The sequence below is a fragment of the Loigolactobacillus bifermentans DSM 20003 genome (genome assembly GCF_001434575.1).
Taxonomy (GTDB): Bacteria; Bacillota; Bacilli; order Lactobacillales; family Lactobacillaceae; genus Loigolactobacillus; species Loigolactobacillus bifermentans.
In genome coordinates this window covers 26,636-33,617 of the sequence record NZ_AZDA01000005.1, presented here as the reverse complement: position 1 = coordinate 33,617, position 6,982 = coordinate 26,636, and the positions used below count along the sequence as shown (strand labels likewise).

Annotated in this window: 4 protein-coding genes; 2 read left to right on the top strand and 2 right to left on the bottom strand. The window is 44.4% G+C overall.

Annotated features, from left to right (window positions below; genetic code table 11):
* Window positions 1-36: 36 nt before the first annotated feature.
* Window positions 37-714, bottom strand: a complete 678-nt coding sequence (locus tag FC07_RS01565) for a VIT1/CCC1 transporter family protein (protein ID WP_057903379.1) — start codon at window positions 712-714, stop codon at window positions 37-39.
* A 286-nt stretch (window positions 715-1,000) separates the two neighbouring features.
* Between FC07_RS01565 and FC07_RS01560 the strand changes: the two genes are divergently transcribed.
* Complete coding sequence (locus tag FC07_RS01560) at window positions 1,001-1,447, top strand: Fur family transcriptional regulator (RefSeq protein ID WP_057903381.1); 447 nt, start codon at window positions 1,001-1,003, stop codon at window positions 1,445-1,447.
* A 46-nt stretch (window positions 1,448-1,493) separates the two neighbouring features.
* Here FC07_RS01560 and FC07_RS01555 read toward each other — a convergent pair whose 3' ends face one another.
* Entirely contained in the window at window positions 1,494-5,417 is a 3,924-nt protein-coding gene (locus FC07_RS01555; RefSeq protein ID WP_057903378.1) for an MMPL family transporter, read from the bottom strand.
* Between the two features lie 237 nt (window positions 5,418-5,654).
* Here FC07_RS01555 and hflX point away from each other — a divergent pair, with 237 nt between their 5' ends.
* Entirely contained in the window at window positions 5,655-6,929 is a 1,275-nt protein-coding gene (hflX, locus tag FC07_RS01550) for a GTPase HflX (RefSeq protein ID WP_057903377.1), read from the top strand.
* The last annotated feature ends 53 nt before the right edge of the window (window positions 6,930-6,982 follow it).

Sequence of the window (6,982 nt, the reverse complement as noted above, 5' to 3'; positions counted from 1 at the left end):
GCCCATGATACCGGGGTGACACTGTACTTGGAGAACTTATGGTGAATAATTCAGGGTAATGATCATGGTTAAAATACCTGACACAACGTTGCGCAAAACCGAACGCCAACGATTTGACTTGCCTAACGCAGCCGCAGCATAGCCGGTGACTGTTAATGCCACCACAACCGCAATAAAGGTTGCCACAATGCGAATCTGATCAGGGAAAAGCGTAATGGATAATAAGGGCAACACCGAGCCGGTTGGAAAGGCGATCATAGATGCAATCGCCGCCGCCAAGGCACTGGTTTTTTCTTGTGAATCAAACCCATATCGTTCACGAACGGCAACTTTTAAAGGGTCTTTCTGAAGCATTTCTCGAGCTGCCTTAGCAGCCAATTCACTGGAAATACCGGTTTTTTCATACTTTTTCTGAATATAAGTGACTTCTGCTTCATAATGATCATCCAAAGCCGCAGATTCGCGTTCAACCGCGCGACGCTCGGTGTCACGCTGTGTGCTAACGGAAACCCATTCCCCCATCGCCATTGAGATCGTACCGGCCAACATCCCAGCAATCCCAGCTAAAAAGATCGCACCACTATGGCTGGTGGCACCGGCAACCCCGATGACGATCCCAGCAACAGATAAAATACCGTCATTGGCACCCATGACCAGCGCCCGGATAATATTCACTTTTGCGGCCAGGCTTTGTTGCTTCTTAGCTGCTTGCATTGTAAAATCCCCAATCTCTCTTTAATGACTAAAACTGAATTCGACTTTGAATTGAATCCTTTTTTAGAATGATTATCATTTGCTATCGAATAAAGTATAAATTTTTACAGAACAAAAGTAAAGTACTTTAGAAAAAAATGTGAAAGTTCTTTAGTGGCGGCTAATTGAAAAGTTTTTTCAGTTAAGTCAAGTTATTAACTTGGAATTGTTCTCATAAAGTTGTTTAATAAGGATAGCGATAATTTACTTTTAGAAAGGAAGGATTGCTGTGGCTACGAATGATATTATGGCCGAAACGTTGCAAGTCCTGAAAGAACATAGCTTACGGGTGACACCGCAGCGGCATATTATCTTAGCTTACCTCGCCAGTCACCATAATCATCCCTCAGTGGAAACGATTCGAGCTGCTTTAAGCAAGCAACTCCCAAACTTAGGTGCAGCTACGATTTACAATACATTAAACACATTTGTTGAATTAGGCTTAGTGGTGGAATTACAAAATGGTGATGGCAGTACCCATTACGATTACTTTGGTGATCCCCACTATCATGCCATTTGTACCAATTGTGGCAAAATCGTGGACGTTGCTTATCCTGGCTTCAAAGAAGACGAAAATCGGCTTGAAAGTCAAACAGCGGAATTAACTGGTTACTTGATTTCTGGTAACCACATGGAAGTTTACGGCTTATGCCCAGATTGCCAAAAGAAACTCCGCATTAACCCCAAAAAATAAGCGCAAATAAAAAATCGAGACAATTGCCTCGATTTTTTATTTGCGCTTATTTGCGTTTTTCATTTAACTTATCGGATAGTGGATACGTTAAACGAATCAAACTGGAAATCACCATTGGTAAGATGATCACCAAGATCACTAAGCCAATAATCACGGCTAACGCCACTTGGATCAACGTTAATACACCAGATGGCATTAAGGCAGCGAAGGTCCCACTTAGGATAATCGCAGCGGAAATCACCACGGCACCAATGACGCTGGCTGCTGCTGTAATCCGTTCACTTGGTGTGCCACCATTTACACCGAATTCACGGTACTTCATCATCAAGAAGATGCTGTAATCAACCCCTAAGGCAATCAGCATGACAAATGAGAAGAATGGTGTATTCCAAGTCAACATATTTTGACCTAAGAACGCCGTACTCAACCAACGGGTCAAGCTTAAGGATGTGATATAAGCTAAGATCAACGTCCCTAAAATGTAGAACGGTTGTAAGATAGACCGGGTAATGAACATTAAGGCGATCAGAATCCCAACTAACATAATGGCCGCTGTGCGTAAGAAGTCGCTGCTGGCAATATGGTGGGTATCACTGATGGAAGCCGTTTGCCCACCAATGGCGACTTTGGCGCCTGCAAGTGGGGTCCCTTTTAATTCATTTTGAACTTGGGTCTGTAACTTATCGATGCGAGCCATTGATTTAGCAGAACTTGGATTAGAATCCAACACAATGGTAAACTTAGCCGCTTTATGATCTTCAGATAAGTAAGTGTCTAAGGCTTGCTTGTACGTTTTGCCCTTCAAAACAGACTTCGGTACATAATAAGTCTTCGCTGCATCTGAACCTTTCAAGCCGGTTAAGTAGTCATCAGCACTGCCGACCCCTTTATTGATCTTGGTAATGCCACTGCTGGCATCAACTAAACCATCATGTAAGGTTTGCATTTGACTGACGAGCCCTTGTAACGTGGTGTACATCGTACGTTGACCATTGTTCACTTGAATCAAACCAGCCGTTAATTGAGGCGCTTTGTTGCCTAATTGGGTGGCCCCACTGGCTAACTGGTTCGCCCCAGTTGCCAATTGGCTCACACCACTGGTTAAAGCAGGTACTTTTTGATTCATTTGATTTAAGCCGCCAGCCAATTGGTTGGCACCACTTTGTAAAGCAGAAGAGCTAGCATTTAACGTGCTTGCCCCCGTTGCGGCTTGATCAACACCACTGATGTACTGTTGCAACCCACTGGTTAATTGACTGATCTGGCTGGTAAATTGTGAATTACCGATCGTCGCTTGAATCGTCGCTGCACTGCTGGTATCCACGCCGCTGCCATTGACTTGGCTGTTCAATTGTTGGGCTACACTAGCGGCAGAACCAGAAGCCGTTTGTAATTGACTCAAACCGCTGGTTAACTGACTTAACATGGTTGGTAATTGATTCAATTGCTTGGTTTCAGCAGATAAATCGCTGGTTGCACTTAACATTTTATCCGCATTATCTAGCATGGTCGTCATACTGCTTAACTGCTGCTTTAAGCTGCTGATCTGACTGTCACTTGGCAATTGATCGACTAAACTATTTAAACCAGACATATCTGGTACTTCCAAGTTGCTCATTTGTTGGTTCAAACTAGATAACGTTTTAACGTTAGTGCTTAAATTGTTATTCACGTTATTATTTGCTGTCGTAATAATCGTTTGCGCCTGCGCTTTTGAAGCTGCTGTGGCACTATCATCATCAACAATTTTTTGTGCTGCTGCAACAATTGTCTTATCGGCACCGATGGCACTGGCATCATGCGTGCCAATTGACGTTAATGCCGTCTTTAATGTACTTTGGGTACTCTTTAACGTGTTGGCCTTGGTTTGCAAACTGCTGATCTGCGACTTAGCAGACTGTAAACTATTTAATAAGGTCATCATCTTGGTTAGTTCAGGTTCAATTTGCTTCGCTTGATCGACTTGCTTCTTTAAAGCAGCGGCTTGGCTGGCCAAACTGTTTAACTGGCTAACACCGGATGATAAGTCGTTCATTTTACTTTGTTGGGCATTTAAACTGGACATAATCGTGCCAACGCCCTTGTTGATCTGTGTGTTATAAGCCGTAAGCCCAGCCACTGCTAACGGTAATTGTTGTCCAGCTGAACTTAACGTGTTGACCCCAGCAGTTAACTTACTACTATTGTTTGCTAACGTGCCCAGACCACTGTTTAATGAACTGACCCCACTGGTATATTGACCTAAGCCGTTATCCAGCACATAAGCGCCGCTGGTTAATTCTGTGACGCCGGCTGCTAATGTCCCAGTCGAACTGTTTAAGGTGTTTAAACCGCCACTGAGGGTGTTTGCACCGCTGGCTAACTGTCCTGCACCACTGGAGATCTGTTTGCTCCCAGTGGTTAACTGGTCCGTGCCATCAATTAATTGTTGCACGCTGGACAAACCACTACTCATATTGCTACTACCAAGTTTGTCACTGGCTGTATTCAAGCCTTTATTCACTTTGTTAAGCCCTTTACCAGCGCTCTTCATCCCTTTGGTAACGGTGCCCAACTGGTTGTTGACATACAACTTGCTAATCGCACTGCCCCCTGGTTGCGTCACAGACGCCACAGTTTTCACGCCATCCGCTTTTTGCAGCTTCTTGGTGACCTGATCGATCAGCTTCAAATATTGCTCTTGACTTAAGTTGTGTGAGCTCTTGATATAAAGGGTTGACGGTTCAGCAGTCCCTTTTGAAAAATGATCTTGGACCACATGGAACCCTTGCTTGGCGGGTAAACTGTCACTTAATTCATCTAACGTATCATAATTTAAATGATTACTATACATGAATAAAAATGGCACAGTGACTACTAAGACAATGGCCAATGAAATAAAGGGATGGAACACAGAGCGCCGCGACAAGCCGTGCCACAAGCGACTGGTGCTGCCACCTTTAAAGCCCTTGATTGGCCAGAACATTTTCTGACCTAACATGGCCATGAAGAAGGGGTTTAAGGTCAGCAATACTAATAACAGTACCGCAACCCCGACGGCAACCCCGACGGCAGAACGATAAATTGAGAATTTCGCTAAGGCTAGCGCCGTAAACCCAATCAAAACGGAAGAGCCACTGTACAAAATCGTCCGGCCAGCAATCCGCCGGGCCTTTTTAGTCGCTGCTACGGCACTGGCGCCACTACTGAGTTCTTCCTTAAACTGATCATACAGGAGAATGTTATAATCCGTCCCGATCCCGAATAAGACCACGACCATGAAGACTTGGGTAAAGGATGACAATGGGAACCCAAAGTAATCGACCAAGTTCATGACAATGCTTAATGATGTTAAGACGGACACCCCAACGGTTAACAGTGAGATCACTGGTACGATTGGTGACCGGAACACAATAATTAAGACAATAAAGATGAACACCGCCGCAATGACTTCGGTTTTCTTGATGCCATCGGCGGTTGCTTTATCGAAATCATCATTTAAAATATCGCTACCTGTGACATACGTCTTCACACCGTTGGTTTTCGCTGCTTTGGTAATGTCGGCATTCATTTGCCGAACGGTATCCTTTTTAGACACCAACAACTGAACCAGTTCTGTGGACTTGTCCTTAGACACCAACTGCTTCTTGGTCTCAGCGTTATCACTGGCCGCTAAAACATCTTTAATGTGGTAATGTTTTTGATTATCACGGAAATTTTGAATCGTTTGCGCGATATTTTCCTTTTGGGTGGCGGTTAAGGCGTGCTTACCATTGTTAAACACCACCACAACTTGGCGGGTATTCCCTTGACCACGCCCCCAACCATTTTGGATCGTATCGGCAACCTGACTTTGCGCACTTGCTGGAATCTTGGTTTGACCGTATTCACGAATCAACCGGGTAGTATTCGGCATCATCACTAATGCCAAAACCACAACCACGATCCATGCTATCAAAGCACCCCCATGGCGCTCTAAAAACCGTTTCATCTAAATTTGTCCCCCTTCATACCCAACTGTTTATAAAAATCCTACTGTAAATTTCAAAGCTTTTGAGACTTCTTTACGAAAACATATCATACTCGTTTGACAACATTTGTCAAGGACTTTCAATATCCATCATGGATATTTTTTATAGGGCTGTAAAATTGCTGTCTATTTTATGCCATGTTACAATGAACGTACGTTTTCACTGTTCGTACTCTAGCATCAAGAAAGGAACCGCATATGCTCAATGAAGCTCCTAACGTTTTGATTGGCGGCGTTAATTTACAGGCCACCAATTTCGATTATGAAGTCCAAGAACTGGCTGAACTGGTAAAGGCCAATGGGATGACAGTTGTTGGTGAAGTTTTTCAAAATCTCGAACGCATTAATGCTGGCACTTATTTTGGTGTCGGCAAAATCGATGAAATCAAAGGCCTGGCCGCTGAAAAAAATGCTGAATTTTTAGTTTTAAATGATGAATTGACCCCTGCACAAATGAGCAACTTAGACCAAGCTTTGCCTGATGTGAAGATCATGGATCGGACTGGCTTGATTTTAGCGATTTTCGCCAACCGAGCACATTCTCGCGAAGCACAACTCCAAGTTCAAATCGCACAATTGCGGTATCGGTTGCCACGGCTGCGCGTAGGTGGACAAGCCAACTTAATGCAACAAGGTGGCGGTCCAGGCTTCGCCAATCGTGGGAGTGGTGAAACCAAACTGGAATTAAACCAACGGACCATTAAACATCACATTGCCCAGATTCGGAAAGAATTGGCCCAGCTCGATGTGGCTCAGGCGACGAAGCGCCAACAGCGTGATAAACAAGAACTGCCAACAGTTGCCTTAGTCGGGTACACCAATGCCGGCAAGTCAACCACCATGAATGGCTTACTGCAGCTTTTTGATGAAGCGCCAAGCAAACAAGTTTTTGAAAAAGATATGCTGTTTGCTACGTTAGATACCAGTGTGCGTGAGATCCATCTTCCGAGCCACCAAAAGTTCCTCTTAAGTGACACGGTTGGTTTTGTGAGCAAATTGCCCACGCAACTGATCAAGGCGTTTCGTTCCACGTTGGCTGAAGCGGCTCAGGCGGATTTATTAGTTCAAGTCATCGATTATTCTGATCCTAACTATGAGCAAATGGTCCAAGTGACGGAACAAACCTTGGCCGAATTGGACATTCACGATATTCCAATGATCTATGCCTACAATAAAGCTGACCTGCGTCCAGATACCAAGTTCCCGCAAGTAAACAGCGAACATGACCTGATCTATTCTGCCAATGATCCGGCTTCCTTACAACAACTCAGCGACTTGATCACGAAGTTACTATTTGCCGATCATCAAGTGCTTACCTATTTAGTTCCGTATGCGGACGGCAAATGGGTGGACTATTTAAACGAACATGCCAGTGTACAATCACAGGATTATGATGCAACTGGCACTAAAATCGTGGCCAGCGTCACGCCGATCGACGCCCAACGTTTGGCTCAGTTTGAAGTCACTGATTAATCACCTGCACACAAAAAAGATGCTGATCCCTTTAGTTGATAGGGACGAGCATC